The sequence below is a fragment of the Pseudomonas sp. GM25 genome (assembly GCF_000282255.1).
Taxonomy (GTDB): Bacteria; Pseudomonadota; Gammaproteobacteria; order Pseudomonadales; family Pseudomonadaceae; genus Aquipseudomonas; species Aquipseudomonas aphyarum.
On sequence record NZ_AKJQ01000056.1, the window covers coordinates 33,094 to 59,421 of the forward strand.

Below are 26,328 nucleotides of genomic sequence, written 5' to 3' on the forward strand. Positions count from 1 at the left end.
TGGAGAATCCCCATGCAGACTTCCAACGAAGGCGTTTCGCGCACCCGGCAAGTGGTCGCCGCCGTCATCGGCAACGCCCTGGAATGGTATGACTTCATCGTTTACGGCTTTCTGGCGAGCATCATCGCCCGGCAATTTTTCCCGTCCGACGACGACTACGCCTCGCTGCTGATGGCGCTGGCGACTTTCGGCGTCGGTTTTTTCATGCGCCCGGTGGGCGGCATCCTGCTCGGCATCTACTCCGACCGCAAAGGTCGCAAGGCGGCGATGCAGATGATCATCCGCCTGATGACCGTGTCCATCGCCCTGATCGCGTTCGCACCGAACTACGCCGCCATCGGCATGGGCGCGCCGTTGCTGATCGTGGTGGCGCGGATGCTTCAGGGCTTTGCCACGGGCGGTGAGTACGCCAGTGCCACGGCGTTTCTGGTGGAAAGCGCGCCGGCCCATCGCAAGGGTTTGTACGGTTCGTGGCAACTGGTCGGGCAATGCCTGGCGGTGTTCAGCGGCGCGGCGATGGTGGCGCTGGTCACGCACCTGTTTTCCCCCGAAGCGCTGGACAGTTGGGGCTGGCGGATTCCGTTCGTGCTCGGCCTGTTGATCGGCCCGGTGGGCTTGTGGATTCGCAAGCACATGGAAGAACCGGAAGAATTTCTCGAAGCGCGCAAGAAAGCCAAAGGCGCCGCGCCGGGCTTGTGGCAGGTGCTGCGCGAACATCGCCGTAGTCTGCTGGTGTCGATGGGTTTGGCCTGCGGGGCGACGGTGTCGTTCTACGTGGTGCTGGTGAATATGCCGACCTTCGCCCACAAGAACCTCGGCTTGCCGCTGGATCAGGTGCTGCTGGTGCAGATGCTCGCGGTGGGGTTGATGACCGTGGTGATTCCGTTCTCCGGTGCCCTGTCGGATCGCCTCGGTCGGCGGCCGGTGCTGATGGCCTTCACCCTGGCGTTTTTCGTCATGGTCTATCCGCTGTATGTGTGGGTCGCGGCGGCGCCTTCGATCGAGCGTTTGCTGGTGATGCAACTGCTGCTGTGCACGGCGATTGGCGGGTTCTTCGGTCCGGCTCCGACGGCACTGGCCGAACAGTTCCCGATTGAAGTGCGCTCCACCGGCGTGTCGGTGGCCTACAACGTGGCGGTGATGGTGTTCGGTGGTTTCGCGCCGCTGATCGTCACCTGGCTGAGTAAAGTTCTGAACACCCCGGTGGCGCCGTCGTTCTATGTCCTGTTCGCTTGCCTGCTGACCCTGCTCGGTACTTACTGTTTGCAGGAGGCACCACGCGCAAAGAAATCCGTTGCGCTCAACCTGGGAGTGAAACCGTGAGTCCGTTAGCCATTGATCCGATTGTCGCCCTCGACGCCGATGCGCTGTCCCGGGCGATCCATGCCCGCAAGGTGTCGTGCCGCGAGGTGATGCAGGCGTATCTGACGCACATCGACCGCTTCAATCCGGCGGTCAACGCGCTGGTCTCGCTGCGCCCGCAAGACGTGCTGCTGAGCGAGGCCGAAGAATGCGACCGGCAACTGGATCGCGGCGAATCCCGGGGCTGGATGCACGGTATGCCCCAGGCGATCAAAGACCTGGCGGCCACCGCCGGATTGCGCACGACCCTCGGCTCGCCGCTGTTCGCCGAGCAAGTGCCGCAGCACGATGCGATCAGCGTGGCGCGGGTTCGCGACTGCGGCGCGATCATCATCGGCAAGAGCAACGTCCCGGAATTCGGCCTTGGCTCGCAGACCTACAACAGCGTGTTCGGCACCACCACCAACGCCTACGATCCGGGCCTGATCGCCGGCGGCAGCAGCGGCGGGGCGGCGGTGGCGCTGGCCCTGCGCCTGCTGCCGGTGGCCGACGGCAGCGACATGATGGGCTCGCTGCGCAACCCGGCGGCATTCAACAACGTATTCGGCTTTCGTCCGTCCCAGGGCCGCGTGCCCCATGGCCCGATGCCGGAAGTGTTCGTCCAGCAACTGGCCACCGAAGGACCGATGGGCCGCACGGTCACCGACGTTGCGCGATTGCTTTCGACCCAAGCCGGCTACGATCCGCGCGTGCCGCTGTCGCTGGCCGATGAACCACGGGATTTCGGGCTGGATCTGCAACAGGACTGCAGCGGCCTGCGCCTCGGCTGGCTCGGCGATTACAACGGCTATCTGCCGATGGACGACGGCGTGTTGAGCCTGTGCGAATCGGCGCTGGCGGATTTCAGTGCGCTGGGCTGTCAGGTCGAGGCCTGTCAGCCGGACTTCTCCATGGACCGCCTGTGGCAGACCTGGCTCACCCACCGGCATTTTCTGGTGCAGGGCAGCCTCGGCGCGGCTTATGCCGATCCGCAAAAACGGGCGCTGCTCAAACCCGAAGCGCAATGGGAAATCGAGGGCGGTCTGCGTCTGACGGCAGCCGAGGTCTATCAGGCGTCGGTCGCGCGTAGCGAGTGGTATCGCGCGTTGAGCGAGTTGTTCGAGCGTTACGATTTTCTGCTGTTGCCCACCGCCCAAGTGTTCCCTTTTGATGCACAGCAGCCGTGGCCGCGAGTCGTCGGCGGGCAGACCATGGACACCTATCACCGCTGGATGGAAGTGGTGATCGGCCCGACTCTGGCGGGGCTGCCGAGCATCAGCGTGCCCGTCGGTTTCAACCCGGCCGGGCTGCCGATGGGCCTGCAAATCATCGGCCCGGCCCAGGCGGATCGGGCAGTGCTGCAACTGGCTTACGCCCATGAACAGCTGACCCGCTGGGTCGAACGGCGACCGCCGGCATGCCTGCAATCGGCCTGAGCGGCCCGCATCTTGCTGCACGAAGTGATCTTTCATCCGTATCCATGGAGGTCGAACACATGGGCAGCAAGGCAGACACCGGCAGCGTGCGCTCGGTCGAACGGGCGCTGGCCATCGTCGAGTTGCTCGGCGAGCATCAGGCGCTGGGGCTGGAGGAATTGCACTACCTGACGTCGCTGCCCAAGGCCACGGTGTCGCGGATGCTCGCGACCTTGCAGGAGCAGGGCTGGATCTATCGCGGCCTCAGCGACCGCCGCTACCGGTTGTGCGCCAAGCGCCTGTTCGGTGATCGCCAGCAACGCTTCAAGCGCCATCTGGTGGAGAGCGCCGCGCCGATGTTGCTGGAGCTCAGCGAGCGCACCGGGCTGGTGGCGGATCTGTCGTGCTTCGACGGCGAACGGGTCGAAGTGATGGAAAGCGCAATCCCGCAGGTGTTGCGCAAGCGCTATCCGAACAACTGCCAAATCGTCGGCCATCACGCGAGCCTGTTTCATTCGGCCATGGGTCGCGCGTGCCTTGGCGAACTCGACAGCCAGGACGTAAAGCGCTTGGCCGAACGCGAACAGTTGGCGGATGACGGTGTATTGCAGGCCACCGAGCAAGCCTTGCATCAGGGCTTCGGCCAGCGCACCGAAGGCTATTGGGAATACCCGGTGCGCCTGCCGTTCCTGATTCGCGCGGTGGCCTTGCCGATCCGCGCGCAAGGGCAACTGGTCGGCAGCATGGCGCTTCACTGGCCGATGGATCAGGCGCCGGTGGAGCGGGTGCTGAGCCTGCATCTCAACAGCCTCGCGTCGAGCATCGGCGAGGTGCAGCAGGCACTGGCCTGAGCGTTTGCACAGACTGACAGTTTGCAATAACGCCGTGGCCAGTTAAGGTTCGTGCAGGTTTATCGGCCCCACGAGTCTTCAATGTTCAACCGTTCTCTGTGCAACGCCTTCGCCGGCCTGCTGCTGGGCGCCGCTGCGCTGCCGGCCCAGGCCAACTGGTATCTGGACGGCGAGTCGTCGCGGCTGTCGTTCGTCAGCACGAAAAACGCCAACGTGTCCGAAGTGCAGCGCTTTCTGGTGCTGCACGGCAAGGTCGATCCCGATGGCCGCGCCGAAGTCGAAGTCGAGCTGGACTCGATCAACAGCGGCATCCCGCTGCGCGACGAGCGCATGCGCAAGGAGTTGTTCCAGATCGAGCAATTCCCCGAAGCGACCATCACTACGCAAATCGACCTGCGCCCGATCAACGATCTGGCCCCCGGCGCGCAGCTTGAATTGCGCCTGCCGCTGACCGTCAATCTGCACGGCAAACAGCATGAATACCCCGCCGAACTGCTCGCCACGCGCCTCGATGACCGACGCTTTCAAGTGGTGACCCTGGAGCCGCTGGTGATCAGCGCCGAGGATTTCGATCTGCTGCCGGGCCTGGAAAGCCTGCGCAACATGGCCGGCCTGTCGGCCATCAGTCTGTCGGTGCCGGTGGGTGCGGTGCTGATCTTCACGGCGCGCTGACATGCGCGGCGCGGTGTTTCCGTGGCGTGATGGCAACCGCTTCGAGCTGTTGATCGACGGCCCGCAATTCTTCCCGCGTATGCTCGACGAGATCGCCCGCGCCCGCGAGCAGATCGAACTGGAGCTGTATCTGGTGGAAGCCGGCGCCTGTGCCGAAACCATCGTGCAGGCGCTGGTGCTGGCGGCGGAGCGGGGCGTGCGGGTGCGTTGCCTGTTCGACGATTACGGCAGCCTCGCCTTCACCCTCACGTTGCGCCGGCGGCTGACCGGTGCCGGGGTCGAGCTGCGTTTTTACAATCGGCTGAACTGGCGGCGCTGGGTCGGCAATTTCTATCGCGATCATCGCAAGCTGTTGTTGGTCGACCAGCGTCTGGCGGTGGTCGGCGGCACCGGGGTCACCGATGAGTTCTGGACGCCGGGCCACGACACCAGCGAATGGCACGAGGTCATGGTGGAAATCACCGGCCCGCTGGTGCTCGACTGGCAATTGCTGTTCGACCGCCAATGGATCGCCAACCGCCATCGCCGGGCCTGGCGGCCCAACGCGCATTTCGGCCTGCCACGGCTGCCGCGCGTGCCGGACACGGGCGAGGGCATGGGCCGCGTGGCCTACGCCGACGCCCGCCAGCACCGCGACATTCTGCAATCGTTGTTCCGCGCGCTGAACAGCGGCCAGAAACGGATCTGGCTGGCCACGCCGTACTTTCTGCCGACCTGGAAAATCCGCCGCTCCCTGCGCAAGGCTGCCGCCCGAGGTCTCGACGTGCGCCTGCTGCTGACCGGGCCGCGCACCGATCATCCGTCGGTGCGCTATGCGGGGCATCGCTACTACCCGCGCCTGCTCAAGGCCGGGGTGAAAATCTACGAATACCAGCCGTGTTTCCTGCACCTGAAAATGGTGCTGGTGGACGATTGGGTCAGCATCGGTTCATGCAATTTCGATCACTGGAATCTGCGCTTCAATCTTGAAGCGAATCTGGAAGCGCTGGACCCGTCATTGACGGCAGCGGTGGCGGCGAGTTTCGAGAAGGACTTTGGCCTGAGTCAGCAGGTGAGTCTGGAGGAATGGCAGCGCCGGCCGTTGTGGCGGCGGGTGAAGCAGCGGATCTGGGGGTGGGTGGATCGGGTGGTGGTCAATCTGCTGGATAGACGCGGATAGTCGTTACACCTCAAAACCAAATGTGGGAGCGAGCCTGCTCGCGATAGAGATCCGACAGACAACATAGATATTGAATGTCATGGCCTCATCGCGAGCAAGCTCGCTCCCACAGGTTTTTGCGGTGTGAAAACTGTTACAGCAATTCAAAGCTCTGCTGCGTCACGTCCTGGGAATCCAGGCCGATCTGCACGTTGAATTTGCCAGGCTCGGCTGCGTACTTGAGCTGGGCGTTGTAGAACTTCAGGTCATCTTCGGTGATGGTGAAGTGCACGACTTTCTGCTCGCCAGCCTTGAGCATGATTTTCTGGAAGTTCTTCAGCTCCTTGACCGGACGGATCATCGACCCGGTGACGTCCTGGATATACAGCTGCACCACGGTTTCGCCGTCACGCTTGCCGGTGTTCTTGACCATGACACTGGCGTCGAGCTTGCCGGTGGCGTTCAGGGTGGTCGAGGACAGCGCCATGTCGCTCAGGCTGAAGTTGGTGTAGCTCAGGCCGTAACCGAACGGGAACAGCGGCCCGGTGGTGTCATCGAAATACTGAGAGGTGTAGTTGCCCGGTTTGCCCGGCGTGAACGGCCGGCCAATGCTCAGGTGGTTGTAGTAGGTCGGGATCTGGCCCACGGAGCGCGGGAAGGTCACCGGCAGTTTGCCCGACGGGTTGTAGTCGCCGAACAGCACGTCGGCGATGGCGTTGCCGCCCTCGGTGCCGCTGAACCAGGTTTCCAGAATCGCGTCGGCCTGTTCTTTCTCTTCGAGGATGGTCAGCGGACGGCCGTTCATCAGCACCAGCACCAACGGCTTGCCGGTGGCTTTCAGGGCACGGATCAGCTCGCGCTGGTTTTCCGGGATGTTCAGGTCGGTGCGGCTCGACGATTCGTGGGACATACCACGGGATTCACCCACGGCTGCAACCACTACGTCTGCATCCTTGGCGGCTTTCACCGCTTCGTCGATCAACACGTTGGCCGGACGCGGGTCATCGACCACTTCCGGGGCGTCGAAGTTGAGGAAGTTCAGGTAGTCGAGAACCTTCTTGTCGCTGGTGATGTTGGCGCCACGGGCGTAGATCAGGTTCGCCTTGTCGCCGATCACATTGCTCATGCCGTCGAACAGGGTCACCGATTGTGCTGGACGACCGGCGGCGGCCCAGCTGCCCATCATGTCGATCGGGGCCTTGGCCAGCGGGCCGACCAACGCGACTTTGGCGGTCTTCTTCAGCGGCAGGGTTTCGTTCTGGTTCTTCAGCAGCACCAGACTGCGACGCGCCACTTCACGGGCGTCGGCGCGGTGCAGGCGGCTGTCGGCGTAGGTGTCGGCCGGATCGTCTTCAGCCTTGCCGATGCGCAGGTACGGGTCCTTGAACAGGCCCATGTCGTACTTGGCGGCGAGGACTTCACGCACCGCGTTGTCGATGTCTTTCTGTTCGATCTCGCCGGACTTGAGCAGCCCCGGCAGCTCTTTGCCGTACAGGGTGTCGTTCATGCTCATGTCGATGCCGGCCTTGATCGCCAGCTTCGCTGCTTCACGACCGTCGCGGGCCACGCCGTGCTTGATCAGTTCGAAGATCGCGCCGTGGTCGCTGACCGCCAGGCCCTTGAAGCCCCAGTCCTTGCGCAGCAGGTCGTTCATCAGCCAGGTGTTGGCGGTGGCCGGGATACCGTTGATCGAGTTCAACGCCACCATCACGCCGCCGGCGCCGGCGTCGATGGCCGCGCGGTACGGTGGCAGGTAGTCCTGGTACATCTTCACCGGGCTCATGTCGACGGTGTTGTAGTCGCGACCACCCTCGACAGCGCCGTACAGGGCGAAGTGCTTGACGCTGGCCATGATGCTGTCGGCTGCGCTTGGGGTCTCGCCCTGATAGGCCTTGACCATGACTTTGGCGATGCGCGAGGTCAGGTAGGTGTCTTCACCGAAACCTTCGGAGCTACGGCCCCAGCGCGGGTCGCGGGAGATGTCGACCATCGGCGCGAAGGTGATGTCGAGGCTGTCGGCGGCGGCCTCTTTGGCGGCAACGCGCCCGGACTGGCCGATGGCGTCCATGTCCCAGCTCGATGCCAGGGCCAGCGGAATCGGGAAAATCGTACGGTGACCGTGGATCACGTCGTACGCGAAAAACATCGGGATCTTCAGGCGGCTGCGCATGGCAGCGTCCTGCATCGGACGGTTTTCCGGGCGGGTGATCGAGTTGAACGTGCCACCGATGTTGCCAGCGGCGATCTCTTTACGGATCAGTTCGCGAGGCATTTCCGGACCGATGCTGATCAGGCGCAACTGGCCGATCTTCTCGTCGAGGGTCATTTGCTTCATCAGGTTGCTGATGAACGCGTCCTTGTTTTCCAGGGGTACCGGGGTCGTGGCGGCCAGTACCTGATGACTGGCCAGGCTGACGAACAGGCCCAGCAAACACAGCTTCTTCATGAATAGTTTTCTCAAGGGCGCAAACGGCGTTACAACGCCGGCCAGCCAAAATTTAGGGAGCGACTATTGTTGTTCGGGTGTTGACGCAAAAAAACGACGCCGAATAAACGCTGCCGGATCGAGCAGCGTGATCGCGCAGGGCCTCTTTTTAGCCCATCGGCCCGCCGCAATCCAGTGGCGCGGGCGATTATGCCCCAAGAGCCGACCGAGAAGGTTTCGCGCTCGAATTTTCATGAAATGTGCAAGGGAGCACCCGTCCTATGAATGTCAGTCCTGTCTACCGCTCGCGTTTGCAGGTCGCCACCTTGCTGGTGCTGGCCACGTTGTTGACCGCTTGCGGCATCAACAACATCCCGACCCTCGACGAACAGGCCAAGGCCGCCTGGGGCCAGGTGCAGAACCAGTACCAGCGGCGCGCCGACCTCATCCCCAATCTGGTGGAAACCGTGAAGGGTTACGCCAAGCACGAGGAAGAAACCCTGACCGCCGTTATCGAGGCCCGGGCCAAGGCGACTTCGATCCAGGTCGATGCCAGCACCCTCGACAACCCGGAAAAGCTCAAGCAGTTCCAGCAGGCCCAGGATCAACTGACCGGTGCCTTGAGCCGCTTGATGGTGGTGTCCGAACGCTATCCGGACCTGAAGGCCAACCAGAACTTCCTCGCCCTGCAATCGCAACTCGAGGGCACGGAAAACCGCATCGCCGTGGCCCGACGGGATTTCATTCTGGCAGTGCAGAAGTACAACACCGAGATCCGCACCTTTCCCGGTCGCCTGTGGCACAGCGTGATGTACAGCGATCTGCCGATCCGCGAGACCTTCGAAGCCACCAGCCCCGGCGCGGACAAGGCCCCGGAAGTGAAGTTCTGACCCGGTGATGCCCATGCGTGTGTTGAAGATGGGCCTGGTGCTGATGCTGTGGCTGTTCGCCGTCAGCGCCCGGGCCGAGTTGACCTTTCCGGCGCTGACCGGGCGGGTGGTGGACGACGCGCAGATGATCGAGCCGTCGGTGCGCGCGCAACTGAGCCAGCAATTGCAGGCCCACGAACAGGCGACCGGCGAGCAGTTGGTGGTCGTGACCTTGCCGAACCTGCAAGGCGCCACCATCGAGGACTACGGCGTCGAACTCGGCCGGCACTGGGGCATCGGCCAGAAGGACAAGAACAACGGCGCCCTGTTGATCGTCGCCCGGGACGAGCGCAAATTGCGCATCGAAGTCGGCTACGGGCTGGAGGATCGCCTGACCGATGCCCAGAGTTCGGTGATCATCCATCAGGTGATCACACCGTCGTTCAAGGCCGGCAACTTCAGCAAGGGCATCAGCGACGGCGTGGCGGCGATGCTGGTGGTACTGGGCGGCAATCCGCTGGACGAACCGTCCACGGTGTATGAATCGGCTGGCGATCCCGCCGATGATTTTGTCTCGCGGCACCCGGCGTTGTTCGTATTTCTGGTGATGTTGTTCATCCTGACTGTTTTTGTCTGCCAGATGCTCGGTATCCTTCCCGCCGGCCGGGGCGGCTCCGGAGGAGGGGGCGGCTTTGGTGGCGGTGGTTTTGGCGGCGGCGGTGGAGGCGGGGGCTTCAGCGGCGGCGGTGGCAGTTTCGGCGGGGGCGGGTCCTCCGGCGGCTGGTGATAACAATAATGAGCAGGCACTTCACGACATGGCATTACTGACTGAACACGAACAACGCAAGGTCGCCGAGGCCATCGCCCGGGTCGAGCGCGACACCGACGCCGAACTGGTGACGGTGCTCGCGGCCCGCGCCGACGACTACGCGTACATCCCGCTGCTGTGGGCCAGCCTGCTGGCGCTGGTGGTGCCGGGTATCGTGCACTACCTGACCGGCTGGCTGACGATGCACAGCCTGTTGCTGGTGCAGTGGGTCAGTTTTGTCGTGCTGTGCCTGGTGTTTCGCCTGCCCAAGGTCACCACTCATCTGATCCCGCGCCACGTCCGCCACTGGCGCGCCTCGAACCTGGCGCGTCGGCAGTTTCTCGAACAGAACCTGCATCACACGGTGGGCAGCACCGGCATGCTGATTTTTGTCTGCGAGGCGGAGCGGTATGTGGAAATTCTGGTGGATGAAGGGATCTCCAGAAAGCTGGATAACAAGAGCTGGGATTCGATTGTCGCGGCGTTTACCGAGCAGGTAAGGCAGGGGCAGACGTTGCAGGGGTTTGTCACTTGTATCGAGGCGTGCGGGGAGTTGCTGAAGGTGCATGTGCCGGTGACGCAGGTGAGGAATGAGTTGCCGAATCGGTTGGTGGTGTTGGGATAAGCCGTTCGGGAAATTAGCCGTGCCCTCGAACGTCATCCCCCCTAAACTAGCGCCCATTCCCGATTTGCCCGTCCGAGGCCGTTTTTTCCCATGTCCGTTACCGCTCCCTCCGCATCTGCCAAACCGGCGCCCGATCACCACGCCCGGTTCATCGAGCTGCTGCAAACCAGCCTCGAACAGAACGGCTTCATCAAATTGGTGCTGGCAAAGTACGTCGGCGAAGAAGCGGATCTGCAGCGGATCATCATCAAGCCTGTGACGGTCAAGGCGCAGCCGTGCCTGTCCTTCGTTTATCGCTACAAGACCCGCGATATCACCAAGAACCTGCCGCTGGACGAAGCGGTGACGACGATTGCCGGGCTGCTGCCGTCGGCGTTCAAAAATGCGCATTTGCTGGCGCTGACTGACGAAGCCCAGCTCGAATACAGCAAAAAGGGCAAGAGCTCGCTGTTCATGAGCAAACCTCAGCAATTGCGCGAAGTGCCTTCCGCCGAGCACAACCGCGAGAAAAACCGTTTCCTCGATCTGAATCGGCCGTTCCTCAAGGATCTGGGCGTGACCAACGCCCAGCACGAGCTGATCCCGGCGATGTCGCGCAAGTGGAAGCAGATCAACAAGTTCATCGAAGTCTTCAGCCACGCCCTGACCTCGTCGCCACTGGCCCTGGACAAACCGGTGCGGGTGGCGGATTTCGGTTCGGGCAAGGGTTATCTGACGTTCGCCATTCATGACTATTTGCGCAACACGTTGAAGGCCGAGGGCGAAGTCACCGGCGTCGAGCTGCGTGAAGAGATGGTCAACCTGTGCAACACCGCCGCCGCGAAGCTGGAACACCCGGGGCTGGTGTTCAAATGCGGCGATGTGCGCAGCGTGGCGCCGAGTGAGCTGGACGTGATGATCGCCCTGCACGCCTGTGATATCGCCACCGACTACGCGATCCACACCGGCATCCGCTCCGGTGCATCGATCATCATGTGCTCGCCGTGCTGCCACAAACAGATCCGCTTGCAGATCCAGAGCCCGGCGCTGCTCAAGCCGATGTTGCAATACGGCCTGCACCTGGGCCAGCAGGCGGAAATGGTCACCGACAGCTTGCGTGCGCTGTTCCTTGAAGCCTGCGGTTACGAGACCAAGGTGTTCGAGTTCATCTCCCTGGACCACACCAACAAGAACAAGATGATCCTCGCCGTGAAGCGCGCCGAGCCGGTGGACCCGACTCAGTTGCTGGTGAAGATTCAGGAGCTGAAGGCTTTCTACCAGATCAGCGAGCACTGCCTCGAAACCCTGCTGCTCGCTGACGGCCTGCTGAAGCTCAAGGCTTGAGCTGAACCCCGGCCGGTAAGGTGCCCGGTTGCGCCGGGCGCACCGCGGTCTTGCGACCGAGCATCACCGTCGCGATCACGCCGCAGGCAAACAGCCAGGTGATCGGCTCCACGTGTTCCCCAAAGAACAGCGCGGAAAACGCGATGGTGAAGAAGATCTGCAACAACTGGATCTGACTGACCCGGGCAATGCCACCCATGGCCAGCCCGGCGTACCAGGCGAAGAAGCCCAGAAACTGCGAAAACAGCGCGACATAACCGAAGGCCCACCAGGTTTTCGTCGACACCGCACCCTGATGCTGGAACGCCAGATACAGCACCGGGCCGATCAGCAGCGGCGTCGACAGCACCAGCGCCCAGCAGATCACCTGCCAGCCGCCCATCTCCCGGGCCAGACGCCCGCCCTCGGCATAACCCAGGCCGCCTACCGCAATCGCACCCAACATCAGCAAATCCCCGGCCTGAATGCTGCCGGCGCCGGTGTACAACGCATAACCCAGCACCAGCGCACTGCCCAACGCGGCGCAGGCCCAGAAGGCTTTCGACGGTCGTTCATGGGACAGCCACGCGGCGTACAGCGCCACGCACAGCGGCTGCAAACCGTTGACCAGCGCGCCATGGGACGCCGGCAAGGTTTGCATGGCCCACGCCGACAGCACCGGGAAACCGAGAATCACCCCGGCGATCACCAGACTCAGGCCTTTGACCTGCTTCCAGGTCGGCCACTTTTCCCGTCGCCACAACAGCAGCGCCGCCGCCGGAATCGCCGCGAACAACGCACGGCCCAGGCCGTTGAGCAGCGGGTGCAGTTCCTGCACCACGATGCGGGTGAAGGGCAGGGTGAGGCTGAAAATCACCACGCCGAGCAGGCCGAGGGCCATGCCGGTGTTTTCGCGCGAAGACATGTTGGCAACCAGATTCGAGGGTGGCAGGGAGGTGTCTTCATCTAGCCACAAACCACGGCAATCGGGCTGTTACAGCTGAGCGCAGAGTTATCCATACAGTTTGCGAACGCCATCGCGGTCCTTGGGCTACTGTGAATATTCCTGCGCATTCACCAGAGGAGTCCTGTCCATGGCCGCGAAAAAAATTCTGATGCTGGTCGGCGATTACGTCGAAGACTACGAAGTGATGGTGCCGTTTCAGGCCCTGCAAATGGTCGGGCACACCGTGCATGCTGTGTGCCCGGATAAAGCTGCCGGTAAGACCGTGCGCACCGCGATCCATGACTTCGAAGGGGACCAGACCTACAGCGAGAAACCCGGTCACCAGTTCGCGCTGAACTTCGATTTCGCCAAGGTCGATGCCAAGGATTACGACGCACTGCTGGTGCCCGGCGGCCGTGCGCCGGAATACCTGCGACTGAACGAAAAAGTCCTCGAACTGGTGCGAGCTTTCGACAAGGCCGGCAAGCCGATTGCCGCCGTCTGTCACGGCGCGCAACTGCTGGCAGCAGCGGGAATTCTCGAAGGGCGGGAGTGCAGCGCCTATCCGGCCTGTGCCCCGGAAGTGCGGCTGGCCGGCGGCACCTACATCGACATCCCGGTCACGGACGGCCACGTCCAGGGCAACCTGGCCACCGCGCCCGCCTGGCCGGCGCACCCGAAATGGCTAGCGGGTTTCCTCGGGTTGCTCGGAACCAAAATCACCCTGTGACACATCGATAAGGAGAAGCAACATGTCCGGATGGTATGAGTTGAGCAAAAGCAGCAACGGCCAATTCAAGTTCGTACTGAAAGCGGCGAATGCCGAAACCATTCTGACCAGCGAGCTGTACACCACCCGCACGGCCGCCGAAAACGGCATTGCCTCGGTGCAGACCAACAGCCCGCTGGACGAACGCTACGAGAAAAAATCGACGAAGGACGGCCACCCCTACTTCAACCTCAAGGCGGCCAATCACCAGATCATCGGCAGCAGCGAATCCTACTCATCGGACGCGGCGTGTGCCAAAGGCATCGCCAGCGTCAAGGCCAACGGGCCGTCCAAGGTGATCAAGGACAAGACACTGCCGGTGCTTTGAATCCACCTTCAACACAAAACCCCGTGGGGCCGGCAGTGCGCCGATCCCACTGGGTTTTTGCTGTGCCTGAAGATCAGCTCAGGCTTTTGAGAATGGCCTGCAACTGATCACGCCCGGCCTCGCTCAGCGGGAACACCGGCAAACGCGGATCGCCGACTTCCAGATCCGTCAGTCGCAGACCGGCCTTGATCGTCGCCGGCAACCCGCCCTTGAGGATGAAATCCAGCAGCGGCAACTGGCGGTAGAACAGCTCCCGCGCCTTGCCGAGATCCCCCGCCAGCGTGGCTTCGTACAAATCCAGATTGAGCTGCGGAATCAGGTTCGGCGCCGCCGTGCACCAGCCTTTCGCCCCGGCCGCGAACGCTTCCAGCGCCAGCGGGTTGCAGCCGTTGTAGAACGGCACGCGGCCTTCGCCGAGCAGTTGCAGCTTGTGCATGCGCTGGATGTCGCCGGTGCTCTCCTTGACCATGGTCACGTTTTCCACGCCGTTGACGATGCGCAGGATCAGCTCCACCGACATGTCGGTGCCGCTGGTGGCCGGGTTGTTGTAAAGCATGATCGGCACGCCGATGCTGTCGCCGATGGCGCGGTAGTGGGCGAGGATTTCCGCCTCGGTCAGCTTCCAGTAGGACGTCGGCAGCACCATCACCACGTCGGCGCCATGGGCCTCGGCGAAACGGGCGCGGCGTACCGCTTTGGCGGTGGTCAGGTCGGACACGCTGACCACGGTCGGCACGCGCTTGGCCACGTGTTTGATGCTGAACTCGGCGACCTGGTCCCACTCCGCATCGCTCAGATAGGCGCCTTCGCCGGTGCTGCCCAATGGCGCAATGGCGTGGACGCCGCCGGCGATCAGGCGGTCGATGGAGCAGCCGAGGGCCGGCAGGTCAACGCCTTCGCCATTGGCGCCGAACGGGGTGATGGTGTAGCCGATGATGCCGTGAATGTTGGACATGAGAGTGCTCCGCAAGGATGAGGTGTTCAGTTCAGGCAATCGGCGTGCTGACGCAGGTTCTGCCGGGCGTAGTAGTTGAACGCGGCAGCATGGCGTTTGGGTTTCGAGACCCAGTCATGGGCCTCGCGACCCAGCTCGGGGATGATCGGTTTGATCGTCCCGGCGGCCATCGCCAGCAGCTGCAGCTTGGCGGCGCGTTCGATCAGTTGCGCTATGACACAGGCTTCCTCAATGGTCGTGCCGGTCGACAGCTGCCCATGGTGGGAAAGCAGGATCGCCCGTTTGTCGCCCAACGCCCCGGCAATCAACTCGCCTTCTTCGTTGCCCACCGGCACACCCGGCCAGCCTTCAAGGAACGCGCAATCGTCGTACAGCGGGCACAGGTCCATGTGGGAAATCTGCAGGGGCACTTCCAGCATCGACAGCGCGGCAATGTGCGTCGGGTGCGTGTGGATGATGCAGTTCACGTCCGGCCGGGCGCGGTACACCCAGCTGTGGAAACGGTTGGCCGGGTTGGCCATGCCGTGGCCTTCGAGCACTTCCAGGTCTTCGTTGACCAGCAGCAGATTGCTCGCGGTGATTTCGTCGAAACCCAGGCCCAGTTGCTGAGTGTAGTAAGTGCCCGGCTGCGGGCCACGGGCGGTGATCTGCCCGGCGAGGCCCGAATCGTGGCCGTTCTCGAAGAGGATCCGGCAGGTCAGGGCCAGCTTTTGCCGGTCTGTCCACGTATTATCCGCCAGGCTTTTTTGCATCTGGGTCAGCGCTTGCTTGACCAGTTCGTCTTTGGGTAGTGCTAATGTCTTCGCCATATCCGTGTCCTGTGGTGGTTGCCATGGATGACACTTAAGAGGCTATATGACACTTTGTGTCATTGGCAAGGACAAATCGTCTTTCCTTTGCTGGATTAATCGCTTCGCATGTCTATCCGTTTGAAATTATTGAGAAAAAAACTTGGCGTAACCCTTGAGGCGCTGGCCGAGAAATCCGGCATGACCAAGAGTTATCTGTCGAAAGTCGAGCGCGGGTTGAACACGCCGTCGATTGCCGCCGCGCTGAAACTGGCCAAGGCGCTGAACGTGAAAGTCGAGGAGCTGTTCTCCGAAGACAACGTCAGCCTCGACAGCTACAGCCTGGTGCGCAGCCACGAACGCCAGTCGCTGGCGGCCAACGATCACAGCCCAGGTTATGCGGTGCTGGCTCATCAGGTCAGCGAACGCAGCTTGCTGCCGTTCATCATTTATCCGCCGAGCGAATTCACCGACAAAACCTTCAAGGAGCATTTGGGCGAGGAATTCCTGTTCGTCCACGAAGGCCAGGTCGAAGTGGACTTCGTGAACGAACGGGTGCTGCTGGAGCGGGGCGATGCGCTGCACTTCAATGCGCAGAAACCCCATCGCATCCGCTCAGTGGGCGAGGTGCAGGCGCAGTTGCTGGTGGTGGTGCACAGCAGCGAGGAGTGATCAGACCTCGACCGGTACCGACAGCTTCGGATTCCCTAGCGCATGGCTCTTGGAATCAAAGAACCGCAACTCGACGCCCGTGCCCTCGAACAGCTTTGCGTAGTGGCGCTTCTGGTGCTGGATGAACGCCGCGCTGCGTGGGTAGATCGAGATCGCCACGGTCTTCGGTTTCGCCAGACGCAGGGCGCGCACGAGGTGGCTGTCCTGCTCGCCTAGGGCGTGGCCGAAGATGCACAGGTTGTCGCCGTGACCGAGTAACTGGTCGTAGCAGAACGACAGGTAATCCGAGCTGCGGATGGTCTTGAGCTTGTCGGCGCTCGGCCCTTCGTTGACGAACAGCGGCACGTCGTCGAGCGTCTTGATCGTGTTGTTGATCGCGAAACTGCCGAGCAGCGTGCCCTCGGTGGCGGTCAGTTTGCGCGCGGTGCCGTCCTGATTGCGCACCAGATGCAGGCCACCGTGCAGGTACAGCAGACGCGGTTTTTCCGTGCTGCTTTCGCACAGATCGAAACTGGCATCGGGGCCGTTGAACAGGTCGTCGATGACCTCACCCTGATGTTGCAAAGCCCAGTAATTGAGCAGGTCGTAATTGGTGGTGAACACCGTGCGATAACGCGCCAGTTCACTGTTCAGGGTCGCCAAAGTCGAGGCTTCGATCAGCCGCCACGGAATGTGTACCGCGTGCACGGTGTTGATCAGCGCTTCCTTGATCGCGTAGTAGCGGTTGCGCGGTGCGGCCGAGCTGACGGCCAGCGCCTTGTTGACCCGGCTGGTGGTTTTCAGCGCGCCGAGCACCTGCTCGAAACTGCGCGTCTGCATCGCGTCGAACACGCTCAGTTCCGACGGACTCAGGGGTTTTTCTTCCACCGTGCGGGCGTTTTCGAACAGCGAGTCGTAGCCGAAATCGTCCCACACCGCACGACTGGCGCCGTTGCCCAGCAGCAGACCGCGGAAGTCGGTGGTGGCGCGCAACGCGTTCCAGTCTTCGAGTGTGGCGTCGACATCCAGAAAATCGGTCATTGCAGGGCACGTCTCAAAACAAAGGGCAGATGGGCGGCGACTTTATCACGAGCGGGCATTGAGCCAGATCAACATCCGCCGTGACCGATCGGTCGATCCTGTGTGTATCCGCCGGATCGCAGGAGTCGATTCGGCCCCAGTCAGGAGACGCGCCATGAGCAGCACCTTTTTCATTCCAGCAGTCAACATCATGGGCGGCGGCTGTCTCGACGACGCCATGAACGCGATCCGCAACTACGGTTTTCGCAAGGCGCTGATCGTCACCGATGCCGGTCTGGCCAAGGCCGGCGTGGCGACCATGATCGCCGAGAAACTGGCGATGCAGGACATCGATTCGGTGATTTTCGACGGCGCCAAACCCAACCCGAGCATCGCCAACGTCGAGGCCGGGCTGGCGCTGCTCAAGGACAGTCGCTGTGATTTTGTCGTGTCCCTCGGCGGCGGCTCGCCCCACGACTGCGCCAAGGGCATTGCGTTGTGCGCCACCAACGGTGGGCAGATCCGCGACTACGAAGGCGTCGATCAATCGGCCAAGCCACAACTGCCGCTGATCGCCATCAACACCACCGCCGGCACGGCCAGCGAGATGACCCGTTTCTGCATCATCACCGACGAAACCCGCCACGTGAAAATGGCCATCGTCGACCGCAACGTCACGCCGCTACTGTCGGTCAACGACCCGGCGCTGATGGTCGCCATGCCGAAAGGCCTGACCGCCGCCACCGGCATGGACGCACTGACCCACGCGATCGAAGCCTACGTGTCCACCGCCGCCAACCCGATCACCGACGCTTGCGCGCTGAAGGCCATGACCCTGATCAGCAGCAACCTGCGCCTGGCCGTGCGCGACGGCAGCGACCTGGCCGCGCGGGAAAACATGGCGTATGCGCAGTTCCTCGCGGGCATGGCGTTCAACAATGCGTCCCTCGGTTACGTGCATGCGATGGCGCACCAGTTGGGCGGTTTCTACGATCTGCCTCACGGCGTGTGCAACGCGGTGTTGCTGCCGCATGTGCAGACGTTCAACGCGCTGGTCTGTGCCGATCGCCTGACTGATGTGGCCCACGCCATGGGCGCCGATATTCGCGGTTTTAGTCCGGAAGAGGGCGCAAAAGCCGCGATTGATGCGATCCGTTGCCTGGCCCGAGACGTCGAGATTCCCGGTGGCCTGCGTGATCTGGGCGCCAAATGCACCGACATCCCGGTACTCGCCGCCAACGCCCTGAAAGACGCCTGCGGCTTCACCAATCCGCGGGCGGCGGATCAGCGGCAGATCGAGGAGATTTTCCGCAGCGCCTTCTGAGGCGGGCGCGAGGCGGGCGAACAACGCTATGCTGCGTGTTCGTCCGCGCTGCCATCGCCGAGTCCTGCATGCTGCAAAAAAGCCTGATCCGCCGCCTCGACCTGATCACCCTGCAACTGTTCGTCGCCGTCCACGAGGAAGGCACGCTGACCCGTGCCGCGTCCCGCGAGGCGATAGCCGTGTCGGCAGCGAGCAAGCGCTTGATGGAACTGGAGGAAGCGCTGGGCATCAGCCTGTTCGTGCGTCAGGCCAAGGGCATGACCCTGACCCCGGCCGGCGAAACCCTGTTGCACCACGCCCGGCAGATGTTGTTCAACGTCGAGAAAATGGGCCTCGAACTGGGCGAGCACAGCCACGGTGTGCGCGGCTATGTGCGGATGCTGGCGAACCTGTCGGCAATCATTCAGTTTCTTCCCGAAGACCTGCGCGACTTCGCCGCGCAACACCCGCAGGTCAAGACCGACCTTGAGGAACGGCCCAGTGCCGGGGTGGTTCAGGGCGTGCTCGATGGCGTGGCGGATCTGGGCATCTGCTCCAGCGACAGCGACATCAAAGGCCTGCACAGCGTGCGCTATCGCCGGGACAAACTGGTGGTGGTGATGCTGCCCGAGCACCCGTTGGCCGCACGTGAATCCGTGGCGTTCAGTGAAACCCTCGACAGCGATTACGTCGGCCTGCATGCCGCTAGTTCGATCAACATGCGCACCCACGCCGCCGCGCGTCAGGCCGGCAAGGTGCTGCGCATCCGCATTCATGTGCCGGGTTTCGACGCGGTGTGCCGGATGGTGCAGGCCAACATGGGCATCGGCATCCTGCCGCAGCGCGCCTATGAATTGTTCGGGCGGGCGTTGGGGCTGCAAGCGGTGCCGCTGACCGATGGCTGGTCGGATCGCGACTTGATCGTGGTAGTGCGTGACGAGGCGGGGTTGTCGCCGGTGAGCCGGATCCTGTTCGAGCACTTGCGCGCAGGCAATTGAGCGTTCGCGTTTGGCGAACGCCCGTTGCCGAGTGACGGCTGGATTGCAGCCATGACGTTCCTCTAGCCTTGGCTGCAATTCCAAGAACAAGAGGTACCCCGCGATGACTGCCCCCCTGAGTGCGATCAAAGTGATCGAAATCGGCACCCTGATCGCCGCGCCGTTTGCCGCGCGCATGCTTGCCGAATTCGGCGCCGAAGTGATCAAGATCGAAGCCATGGGTCAGGGCGACCCGCTGCGCAAATGGCGCAAGCTGCACGAAGGGACGTCGCTGTGGTGGTACCTGCAATCGCGCAACAAGAAATCCCTGGCGCTCAATCTGAAGTCCGTCGAAGGCATCGAACTGGTCAAGCAACTGGCACGCGATGCCGACGTGATTATCGAAAACCTGCGCCCCGGCGCCCTCGAAAAACTCGGCCTGGGCTGGGACGTGCTGCACGCGCTGAACCCCAACCTGACGCTGGTGCGCATTTCCGGCTACGGCCAGACCGGCCCCTACCGCGACCGTCCCGGTTTCGGCGCGATCGGCGAGGCCATGGGCGGCATTCGCTACACCACCGGCACCCCCGGTTCGCCACCGGCGCGGGTCGGTGTCAGCCTTGGCGATTCGCTGGCTTCGCTGCACGCGGTCATCGGCGCGCTGATGTCGCTGCTGCGGGTCAAGACCGGGCAGGGTGGCGGGCAGATTGTCGATGTGTCGCTGGCCGAAAGCGTGTTCAACGTCATGGAAAGCCTGGTGCCGGAATACGACATGCTCGGCCATGTCCGCGAACGCAGCGGCGGCGCGTTGCCGGGCATCGCACCGTCCAACACCTACCTCACGGCTGACGGCGCCTACGTGGTGATCGCCGGCAACAGCGACCCGATCTACAAGCGCCTGATGCAGGTGATCGGTCGGGATGATCTGGCCGAAGCCGAAGAATTCGCCCACAACGACGGTCGCGCTGCGAAGAGCGGTCTGCTCGACGCCGCCATCACTCACTGGACCAGCAGTCTGCCGATCAATGACGTACTGGCGGCGCTGGAAGCCGCCGAAGTGCCGGCCGGCCGCATCTACTCGGTGGCCGACATCGTTGCCGATCCGCACTATCAGGCCCGGGACATGTTGCTCGATGCCGAGCTGCCCGGCGGGGCAACGGTGAAGATGCCGGGCATCGTGCCCAAACTCTCGGAAACCCCCGGCGGAGTGAACTGGTCGGGCCCCGGCCTCGGTCAGCACACCGACGGTATTCTCGCCGGTCTCGGCCTGACCGCCTCGGACATCGAACGCCTGAAAAGCCAGGGGGTGGTGCAATGATCAGCGATTACTCGCAGACCCTGATCGTCCAGGAAGTCTCGCCACGGGACGGATTGCAAATCGAACCGACCTGGGTCGAGACCGAAGACAAGATCGCACTGATCGATCAACTGTCACAGGCAGGATTCAGCCGCATCGAGGCCGGCTCGTTCGTCTCGCCGCAAGCGATCCCGGCCCTGCGCGATGGCGAGCAGGTGTTCAAGAGTATCCAGCGTCAGCCAGGAGTGATTTACGTCGCGCTGATTCCCAACCTCAAGGGCGCGCAACGGGCACTGGAGGCCGGCGCCGATGAACTGAATCTGGTGATGTCCGCCAGCCAGACCCACAACCTGGCGAACATGCGCATGCGTTGCGAAGCCTCGCTGGCAGCGTTCGGCGAGATCGTGAGCTTCGCCAGCGGCTCGGGCGTGCGGCTCAACGGCAGCATCGCGACGACCTTCGGTTGCCCGTTTGAGGGCACGATCAACGAAGACCGCGTGCTGCAAATCGTCGAGGCCTATCAGGAGCTGGGCATTCAGGGCATCACCCTGGCCGACACCACTGGCATGGCCAATCCGCGACAGGTCGATCGACTGGTGCGACGGGTATTGCAGCGGGTTTCGGCGGCGGACCTGACCCTGCATTTCCACAACACCCGAGGCCTGGGATTGTGCAACGTGCTGGCGGCTTACGAAGCGGGTGCCCGGCGTTTCGACGCGGCGTTGGGCGGGCTCGGTGGATGTCCGTTTGCGCCCGGCGCATCGGGCAACATCTGCACCGAAGATCTGGTGAACCTCTGCAATGAAGTCGGTATTCACACCGGCATCGACCTGCCGCTGTTGCTGAAACTGTCCCGTGGTTTGCCCGCGCTGCTGGGCCACGAAGTACCAGGGCAACTGGCCAAGGCCGGACGCAATTGCGACCTGCACCCGATCCCCACCTGATGTCACACGCTCGCTGACTCACCCGAACCAGACAACAAAAACAATCGGACGCCCACCGGCAGTCCGCCTGGAGACAACGCTATGAGCCTCAATGTAATGGAGGCGGGCGCGAGCCCGTCCGTCGATCACGACGCCGAAAAAGCCCTGGTCAGCAAGGTCGCCTGGCGCCTGATGCCATTGATCATGGTCTGCTACCTGTTCGCCTTCTTCGACCGCATCAACATCAGCTTCGCCAAGTTCCAGTTGCAGACCGACCTGAGCCTGAGCGACACCGCCTACGGTCTCGGCGCCGGGCTGTTCGTGGTCGGTTACGTGCTGTTCGAAGTGCCGAGCAACATGATGCTGTACAAGGTCGGCGCGCGGCGCTGGATCGCCCGGATCATGATGTCCTGGGGCGTGGCGACGGCGCTGATGGTGTTCGTCAACAGCGAATGGCAGTTCTACGTGCTGCGCTTTGTGATCGGTGCAATGGAGGCCGGTTTCGCCCCCGGCGTGCTGTATTACCTGACGCTGTGGTTTCCGCAGCACTTCCGTGGCCGCATCACTTCGATGCTGTTCCTGGCCTCGGCGTTTGCCGGGCTGGTCGGCGCGCCGTTCTCCGGACTGGTGCTGGAGCACCTCGACGGCGTGCTGCAAATGCGCGGCTGGCACTGGTTGTTTCTGCTCGGCGGTGTGCCGTGCATCGGCCTGGGCTTTTTGGTGCTGACCTTGCTCAAGGACCGCATCGAGGACGCGCACTGGCTGACCCCGGCAGAGAAAAAACTGTTGGCCAGCCGCATCGCCCATCACGAACCGCACAAGAGTGGCGGCTCGTTGCTGGCGGCGCTGAAGATTCCGGGTTTCCTGACGCTGGGGCTGATCTACTTCCTGATCCAGGTCGCGTCCTACGGCCTGAATTTCTGGGCTCCGCAACTGATCCGCAGTGCCGGTACCGAAAGTCCGGTGATGATCGGTCTGCTGACCTCGATCCCGTACATCTGTGGCGCGATCAGCATGGTGGTGATCGGTCGTTTGTCCGATGCCACGGGTGAGCGGCGCAAGTTTGTCGCGGGGCTGGTGATCGTCGGCGCCATCGGCTTCTTCAGCGCGGGGATTTTTGCCAGCCACACCACGTTCCTGATCGTCGCTCTCGGCCTGCTGGGGGCCGGGATCATCGCCGCCATTCCGAGCTTCTGGACCCTGCCACCGAAGCTGCTGGCCGGCGCCGGGGCCGGTGCGGCGGGCGGGATTGCGGTGATCAATACACTGGGGCAGTTCGGCGGTATCGTCAGCCCGGTGATGGTCGGCCGGATCAAGGACCTGACCGGCAGCACCACGCCGGCGCTGTATGTCATCGGCGTGGCGGCGCTGATCGCGGCAGCGTTGCTGCTGTGGGGCCTGCCGCAGAAATTGCGCACGCTGGATAAGTACTGAGGCTTCGGGCTGATCGTTCCGATAACGCGATCGATCAGCCCGCCGGTGCCATTGACCTGGCAGCCGAGTCACCAAACTGAATTAGCGCCACTCCTGCCATCAACAATACTGCGCCGAACACACGCGGCAACGTCAGATGCCTCTCCACCAACCCGAACAGGCCGAAGTGATCCAGCACGATTGACGTGATCATTTGCCCGGCCAAAGCCAGCGCCAGAAATCCCGAAGCCCCCAGCTTCGGCAGCAATACCACCGCCAATGCGACGAAGCAGACCCCGAACGCGCCGCCGGTCCACATCCACAACGGCAGCTTGCTGGCGAGGGCCAGCGACGGCAATGGCAGGCGCAGGGCGACAATCACCGGCAACAACACCAGCACACTCACCACCAGCGAAGTCAGCGTCGCCCACAGCGGATGCCCCAACCCCCGGGCCAGATTGATGTTGATCGCACTCTGGAACGGCACCACCGCCCCGGCGAATACCGCCAACAGCAGCAATCCGACCCACTGCATCGTTCCCATGATCGTTCTCCGGCAAGGTTTTGCTGGACTCTAGGGTATTCGTCGAGCAGATTTAAATTCTGTTTTGGTATCTGGAACATGCATCGAATGAATGATCTGCGCCGCATCGACCTCAACCTGCTGGTGATTCTCGACGCCTTGCTCGGCGAGCAACACGTGACCCGCGCCGCCGAACGCCTGCACCTGAGTCAACCGGCAGTCAGCCATGCACTGGCGCGCTTGCGCGACTTGCTCGGTGATCCATTGCTGGTGCGGGCCGGTTCGGGGCTGGTGCCCACCGCGCGGGCGCTGGAGCTGGCGGCGCCGCTGGCCGAAACCTTGGCCCAAGTGCAATCGCTGCTGGCGCCGAACACCTTTGATCCTGCCAGCGCCCGTCGGACCTTTCGCCTCGCAATGTCAGACTACGGCGCGGCGATCATCCTGCCCGGGCTGATTCGCACCTTGCGCGCGGAAGCGCCGGGCATCGACCTGCAAATCAGCCATGCCAGCCGCGAAGGCATGGTCGAAGGCCTGCTCAACGGCGACATCGACCTCGCCGCCGGCGTACTCCCCGAATTGCCCGGCGAACTGCGCAGCACGCCGCTGTTCGAGGAGCGCTACGTCTGCCTTCTGGATCGCCGGAGCCTTCCCGCCGGAGGTGTTCTCGACCTGCCAACCTATCTCTCCCGTCCTCATGTCTTGCTGGAAATGCGCGGCAGCGGCACCCCGGAAATCGAACGCACCCTGACCGCCCTGCGCGAACGCCGCCGCGTCGCCATCAGCCTGCCGCACTGGAGCGTTGCGCCGCAGTTCATCAGCGGCACGGACCTGATCCTGACCGTCGCTTCGCGGGCGTTGAATGAGGTGGCTGACGAATCGCTGATCATCGTGCCGCCACCGTTTGAAATTGCGCCGTTCACGTTTGTGTCGGCATGGCACAAGCGGCGGGGCGGGGATCAGGCGTTGAACTGGTTGAATCGACGGATTGAGCAGGGGATAGTGCGCGGCTGAAGAACATCAAGGAGCGGGGCGTGACATTGAAGTCTGGGGTTGTTGGTTGGGTGGCGCTGTGTGGGGCGATGATGGCGGGGCAGGTGTTGGCTGATTGTGTGCCTGCGCCTGTGACGGGCGCGCGGGATTTTTCAGTTTGCAAGGCGTGGCCGGCTTTTCCTGGTTTGACGCTCAAGGCTGTCTCCAAGTTTGAGCCGGATCCGGTGTATGGCAAAACCGGTGATGTCGGCAGTTACGATCTTGCTCTCTCTGTTGTCTCGGTCGAGGATCCGGAGCCTCTGGCCACCTATCACAAGCCTTCTGCATTCCAGTCCGATGCGTTCGCGCTGGAAAGTCTGGAGTTCGATACGGCGCGCTACAAATTGACCCCTGAAATTCGGGCCTTTGGTGTTCGAGTCGTCTTCAAAGGCTCCTCCCGCGTCAATCCCATGGATGAGGCTTCGCTGTCCCTTTACGTGAAAGAGGGCGACACGTTACGGCCAGTGCTGGATCGGCTTGTGGTGTATCGCTACAACGGAGAGTGGGATGGAAATTGTGCGGGCGAGCGCGCCAGTACCCTGCGCACTATCGAAATTGGAGTGACCAGTTCTCATGGTTACGCCGATCTGATCGTCAAATCGGTGACTACGGGTACTGTTGGCAAAGGCGATCCAGACACTTGTGATGAGAAAACCACAACCGGTAAACCTGTGCTGACGATCCTTCGCTACGACGGAAAATCCTACGTCTTGCCTAAAGGTTTCAAAGCCATCGAGTGATACAGAGCCAACGCGACTTATTTCAAGGAAGAACAATGCTCACCTCAACCCGACTTCTTTTCGCCCTCGGCTTTCTGGCCGTCACCACTCAGGTCCACGCTGCCTGTCAGGTAAAAAAACTCGACGGACACTCCCTGTCACGCTGCAAAGTGTGGCCGGCCTTCCCCGACAAGGCGATTTCGGCGAAGTCCACATTCGTGCCCGATTCCGAAGGTGACCAGGATGGAGTGTTCGACCTGGAACTCTCACTGCTCAACGCTTCCGACGCCAAACCGGTGGCGACTTATACCAAGCCCGGCGCCTACAACTCCGATGCTACCCGGTTCGATGACCTGAAGATCGATACCGCCCGTTACCGTCTCGCGTCGGACGTTCGCGCGTTCGGCCTGCGCTCGGATTTCTCTGTCCATCTATCGAGAGCCAATCCCTATGCGAGGACAGACTTGACGCTGTACGTCCGCGAAGGCGCAAAGCTACGACCTGTATTGGAAGGTCTGGTCATTCGCAAGGAGTTCGGCGAGGGTACGGGGGAGTGTGAAAACAAGGACACGCAAATTCGCAGAACTGTCGAAATCGGCCCGTTCAGCCACAATGGGTTTGCAGATTTGATCGTTTCTTCGAGTGGTTCGGTGTCCACATCGGCCCAGTCAGGCAAAGAGTGCGTTTCCAAAACCACCGACCTGACCAAAAACCAAATCACCCTGACCTACGACGGCAAGCAATACACCATTCCCGAAGACCTCAGAGGTTACTGACCCGATGCTCACCGGCCTCAACCACCTGACCCTCGCCGTCACCGATCTGGACCGCAGCCTCGCGTTCTACCGCGACGTGCTGAAGCTGCGAGTCGAGGCCACCTGGGACGCCGGTGCCTATCTGTCGCTTCCGGGATTGTGGTTGTGCCTGTCCCTAGATCCGAAGCGAAATCCCGAACCCGCCGCCGACTACACCCATTACGCCTTCAGCCTCGCCGCGGCGGACTTCCCGCTGTTCGTGCAACAGCTTCGCGCCGCCAACGTGCAGGAATGGCGCGACAACCGCAGCGAAGGCGCGTCGTTCTACTTCCTCGACCCGGACGGGCACAAACTCGAAGCCCACGTCGGTGATCTGGCCTCGCGACTGGCCGCGTGTCGGCAAAAGCCCTATGCGGGGATGCGTTTTTTCAACGAGCCGTGAATATTCACAAACCGCTGGGATAGACTGGCGGCCACGTTTTCCGG

27 protein-coding genes are annotated in these 26,328 nt (G+C 62.4%); 21 read left to right on the forward strand and 6 right to left on the reverse strand.

The window, feature by feature from the left end; genetic code table 11:
- Positions 1-12: 12 nt before the first annotated feature.
- The 5 genes from PMI24_RS22150 (at position 13) to PMI24_RS22170 (ending at position 5,438) form a co-directional block, all read left to right on the forward strand.
- Entirely contained in the window at positions 13-1,323 is a 1,311-nt protein-coding gene (locus tag PMI24_RS22150) for a citrate-proton symporter (RefSeq protein WP_007957885.1), read from the forward strand.
- The gene (locus PMI24_RS22155) at positions 1,320-2,777 is read left to right on the forward strand and encodes an amidase (protein WP_007957887.1); all 1,458 of its coding nucleotides are present in this window, start codon (positions 1,320-1,322) and stop codon (positions 2,775-2,777) included. The genes PMI24_RS22150 and PMI24_RS22155 overlap by 4 nt, the downstream gene beginning before the upstream one ends.
- A gap of 59 nt (positions 2,778-2,836) precedes the next feature.
- Positions 2,837-3,607 (forward strand): IclR family transcriptional regulator, encoded by a 771-nt coding sequence (locus PMI24_RS22160; RefSeq protein WP_007957889.1) that lies wholly within the window; start codon positions 2,837-2,839, stop codon positions 3,605-3,607.
- A gap of 81 nt (positions 3,608-3,688) precedes the next feature.
- A complete protein-coding gene (locus tag PMI24_RS22165) occupies positions 3,689-4,279 on the forward strand; it encodes a YceI family protein (protein ID WP_007957891.1) in 591 nt (196 codons plus the stop codon).
- A 1-nt stretch (position 4,280) separates the two neighbouring features.
- Entirely contained in the window at positions 4,281-5,438 is a 1,158-nt protein-coding gene (locus PMI24_RS22170; RefSeq protein WP_007957893.1) for a phospholipase D-like domain-containing protein, read from the forward strand.
- 133 nt (positions 5,439-5,571) lie between these two features.
- Here the strand turns inward: PMI24_RS22170 and bglX are convergent, their stop codons facing one another.
- Positions 5,572-7,863: a beta-glucosidase BglX gene (gene bglX / locus PMI24_RS22175; RefSeq protein WP_007957895.1), complete on the reverse strand. Its 2,292-nt coding sequence runs from the start codon at positions 7,861-7,863 to the stop codon at positions 5,572-5,574.
- A gap of 260 nt (positions 7,864-8,123) precedes the next feature.
- Between bglX and PMI24_RS22180 the strand changes: the two genes are divergently transcribed.
- The 4 genes from PMI24_RS22180 (at position 8,124) to PMI24_RS22195 (ending at position 11,467) form a co-directional block, all read left to right on the forward strand.
- Positions 8,124-8,732, forward strand: coding sequence for a LemA family protein (locus PMI24_RS22180; RefSeq protein ID WP_007957897.1), 609 nt, complete (start codon positions 8,124-8,126; stop codon positions 8,730-8,732).
- 13 nt (positions 8,733-8,745) lie between these two features.
- On the forward strand, positions 8,746-9,498 hold the full coding sequence (locus PMI24_RS22185) for a TPM domain-containing protein (RefSeq protein WP_007957900.1): 753 nt from the start codon (positions 8,746-8,748) through the stop codon (positions 9,496-9,498).
- 28 nt (positions 9,499-9,526) lie between these two features.
- A complete protein-coding gene (locus PMI24_RS22190) occupies positions 9,527-10,144 on the forward strand; it encodes a TPM domain-containing protein (protein ID WP_007957902.1) in 618 nt (205 codons plus the stop codon).
- A gap of 90 nt (positions 10,145-10,234) precedes the next feature.
- The gene (locus PMI24_RS22195; protein ID WP_007957905.1) at positions 10,235-11,467 is read left to right on the forward strand and encodes a class I SAM-dependent methyltransferase; all 1,233 of its coding nucleotides are present in this window, start codon (positions 10,235-10,237) and stop codon (positions 11,465-11,467) included.
- On the opposite strand, the gene PMI24_RS22200 is transcribed toward PMI24_RS22195, so the two are convergent.
- A complete protein-coding gene (locus tag PMI24_RS22200; RefSeq protein ID WP_007957908.1) occupies positions 11,457-12,371 on the reverse strand; it encodes a DMT family transporter in 915 nt (304 codons plus the stop codon). The genes PMI24_RS22195 and PMI24_RS22200 overlap by 11 nt on opposite strands.
- 169 nt (positions 12,372-12,540) lie before the next feature.
- Here PMI24_RS22200 and PMI24_RS22205 point away from each other — a divergent pair, with 169 nt between their 5' ends.
- Together PMI24_RS22205 and PMI24_RS22210 are read left to right on the forward strand one after the other, a co-directional pair.
- The gene (locus tag PMI24_RS22205) at positions 12,541-13,122 is read left to right on the forward strand and encodes a DJ-1/PfpI family protein (RefSeq protein WP_007957909.1); all 582 of its coding nucleotides are present in this window, start codon (positions 12,541-12,543) and stop codon (positions 13,120-13,122) included.
- Positions 13,123-13,144: 22 nt separating this feature from the next.
- Positions 13,145-13,489 carry a YegP family protein gene (locus PMI24_RS22210; protein WP_007957910.1) on the forward strand — a complete coding sequence of 115 codons (345 nt, stop codon included), beginning with the start codon at positions 13,145-13,147 and terminating at the stop codon, positions 13,487-13,489.
- A 73-nt stretch (positions 13,490-13,562) separates the two neighbouring features.
- On the opposite strand, the gene PMI24_RS22215 is transcribed toward PMI24_RS22210, so the two are convergent.
- Together PMI24_RS22215 and PMI24_RS22220 are read right to left on the reverse strand one after the other, a co-directional pair.
- Positions 13,563-14,444 (reverse strand): dihydrodipicolinate synthase family protein, encoded by an 882-nt coding sequence (locus tag PMI24_RS22215; protein ID WP_007957911.1) that lies wholly within the window; start codon positions 14,442-14,444, stop codon positions 13,563-13,565.
- A gap of 26 nt (positions 14,445-14,470) precedes the next feature.
- A complete protein-coding gene (locus PMI24_RS22220; protein ID WP_007957912.1) occupies positions 14,471-15,253 on the reverse strand; it encodes an aldolase in 783 nt (260 codons plus the stop codon).
- Between the two features lie 108 nt (positions 15,254-15,361).
- Here PMI24_RS22220 and PMI24_RS22225 point away from each other — a divergent pair, with 108 nt between their 5' ends.
- Positions 15,362-15,904, forward strand: coding sequence for a helix-turn-helix domain-containing protein (locus PMI24_RS22225; RefSeq protein ID WP_007957913.1), 543 nt, complete (start codon positions 15,362-15,364; stop codon positions 15,902-15,904).
- On the opposite strand, the gene PMI24_RS22230 is transcribed toward PMI24_RS22225, so the two are convergent.
- Positions 15,905-16,924, reverse strand: coding sequence for a DUF4917 family protein (locus PMI24_RS22230; RefSeq protein ID WP_007957915.1), 1,020 nt, complete (start codon positions 16,922-16,924; stop codon positions 15,905-15,907).
- Positions 16,925-17,078: 154 nt separating this feature from the next.
- On the opposite strand from PMI24_RS22230, the gene yiaY reads away from it, so the two are divergent.
- The 5 genes from yiaY to PMI24_RS22255 all read left to right on the forward strand — a co-directional run bounded on the left by yiaY (position 17,079) and on the right by PMI24_RS22255 (position 22,837).
- A complete protein-coding gene (gene yiaY / locus PMI24_RS22235; RefSeq protein ID WP_007957917.1) occupies positions 17,079-18,227 on the forward strand; it encodes an L-threonine dehydrogenase in 1,149 nt (382 codons plus the stop codon).
- Between the two features lie 68 nt (positions 18,228-18,295).
- The gene (locus tag PMI24_RS22240; protein ID WP_007957919.1) at positions 18,296-19,204 is read left to right on the forward strand and encodes a LysR family transcriptional regulator; all 909 of its coding nucleotides are present in this window, start codon (positions 18,296-18,298) and stop codon (positions 19,202-19,204) included.
- Positions 19,205-19,307: 103 nt separating this feature from the next.
- Positions 19,308-20,501: a CaiB/BaiF CoA transferase family protein gene (locus PMI24_RS22245; protein ID WP_007957920.1), complete on the forward strand. Its 1,194-nt coding sequence runs from the start codon at positions 19,308-19,310 to the stop codon at positions 20,499-20,501.
- Complete coding sequence (locus PMI24_RS22250) at positions 20,498-21,424, forward strand: hydroxymethylglutaryl-CoA lyase (protein WP_007957926.1); 927 nt, start codon at positions 20,498-20,500, stop codon at positions 21,422-21,424. The genes PMI24_RS22245 and PMI24_RS22250 overlap by 4 nt, the downstream gene beginning before the upstream one ends.
- An 81-nt stretch (positions 21,425-21,505) precedes the next feature.
- Positions 21,506-22,837 (forward strand): MFS transporter, encoded by a 1,332-nt coding sequence (locus tag PMI24_RS22255; protein ID WP_007957928.1) that lies wholly within the window; start codon positions 21,506-21,508, stop codon positions 22,835-22,837.
- 34 nt (positions 22,838-22,871) lie between these two features.
- Here PMI24_RS22255 and PMI24_RS22260 read toward each other — a convergent pair whose 3' ends face one another.
- Positions 22,872-23,360 (reverse strand): DMT family transporter, encoded by a 489-nt coding sequence (locus PMI24_RS22260; protein ID WP_007957930.1) that lies wholly within the window; start codon positions 23,358-23,360, stop codon positions 22,872-22,874.
- 78 nt (positions 23,361-23,438) lie between these two features.
- Between PMI24_RS22260 and PMI24_RS22265 the strand changes: the two genes are divergently transcribed.
- Genes PMI24_RS22265 through fos form a run of 4 tightly spaced genes read left to right on the forward strand, consistent with a single transcriptional unit; the run spans position 23,439 to position 26,284 of the window.
- Positions 23,439-24,350, forward strand: coding sequence for a LysR family transcriptional regulator (locus PMI24_RS22265; protein WP_177323257.1), 912 nt, complete (start codon positions 23,439-23,441; stop codon positions 24,348-24,350).
- Between the two features lie 20 nt (positions 24,351-24,370).
- On the forward strand, positions 24,371-25,108 hold the full coding sequence (locus tag PMI24_RS22270) for a hypothetical protein (RefSeq protein WP_007957934.1): 738 nt from the start codon (positions 24,371-24,373) through the stop codon (positions 25,106-25,108).
- Positions 25,109-25,143: 35 nt separating this feature from the next.
- The gene (locus PMI24_RS22275; RefSeq protein ID WP_007957936.1) at positions 25,144-25,863 is read left to right on the forward strand and encodes a hypothetical protein; all 720 of its coding nucleotides are present in this window, start codon (positions 25,144-25,146) and stop codon (positions 25,861-25,863) included.
- 4 nt (positions 25,864-25,867) lie between these two features.
- Entirely contained in the window at positions 25,868-26,284 is a 417-nt protein-coding gene (gene fos / locus PMI24_RS22280; RefSeq protein WP_007957938.1) for a fosfomycin resistance glutathione transferase, read from the forward strand.
- Positions 26,285-26,328 lie beyond the last annotated feature (44 nt).